Source organism: Paracoccus salipaludis, from assembly GCF_002287065.1.
Classification (GTDB): domain Bacteria; phylum Pseudomonadota; class Alphaproteobacteria; order Rhodobacterales; family Rhodobacteraceae; genus Paracoccus; species Paracoccus salipaludis.
Genome location: NZ_NSJZ01000084.1, coordinates 1 through 846, shown reverse-complemented (window position 1 = coordinate 846; position 846 = coordinate 1). Strand labels below are relative to the sequence as shown.

The following is an 846-nucleotide window of genomic DNA, read 5'->3' as shown; positions in this document are numbered from 1 at the left end:
CTAGGGTCCAGACTCATTGAATTTCACAGCCAGAACAAGACGGTTGCGGCGAGCATGATCGCGGAGAAGAAGGTTTCCGGGCAGCGGTCGTATCGGGTGGCGACGCGCCGCCAATCCTTCAGACGGCCGAACATGATCTCGATGCGGTTGCGCCGTTTGTAGCGCCGCTTGTCGTATTTGACGGCCTTCCTGCGGGACTTTCGACCGGGGATGCAGACCTTTATCCCCTTGTCTTTCAACGCTTCTCTGAACCAATCAGCGTCGTAGCCCCTGTCAGCCAGCAGCCAACCCGCCTTCGGCAGACTGCCCAGAAGAGCCGCGGCGCCTGTGTAGTCGCTGACCTGGCCGGCCGACATGAAGAACCCGATCGGCCGCCCCGTGGCATCGGCAACGGCGTGCAGTTTGGTGTTCATGCCGCCTTTTGTCCGCCCGATCTGGCGTGCGCGCCCCCCTTTTTCACGCACAGGCTCGACGCCGTGCGGTGTGCCTTGAGATAGGTCGCATCGATCATGATCGTCTTGTGCTCGGCGCTCTCAGCGGCCAGGCCGACCATGATCCGGGCGAAGACCCCGTTGTCACTCCAGCGCTTCCAACGGTTGTAGAGGGTCTTGGCAGGCCCGTATTCCTTCGGCGCATCACACCACCGCAACCCATTGCGGTTGATGAAGATTATGCCGCTGAGAACGCGGCGATCATCGACGCGGGGCTTGCCATGACTCTTGGGAAAGAACGGCTTCAGGCGTTCCATCTGGGCATCGCTCAGCCAGTAAAGATTGCTCATCGATCAGGTCTCCTGGCGGAGCCTGAATCATGCCAAACGCCTGAAATCAATGGGTCTGGAGCCTA

The 846-nt window shown here is 60.3% G+C and carries 1 protein-coding gene; it reads right to left on the bottom strand.

The genetic code is table 11. The annotated features are described in order from the left end of the window. Window positions 1–23: 23 nt before the first annotated feature. A protein-coding gene (locus CK240_RS17665; RefSeq protein ID WP_095641552.1) for an IS5 family transposase occupies window positions 24–781 on the bottom strand; the annotation gives its coding sequence in 2 pieces (ribosomal slippage) (window positions 24–457 and window positions 457–781; 759 coding nt in all). Between the last annotated feature and the right edge of the window lie 65 nt (window positions 782–846).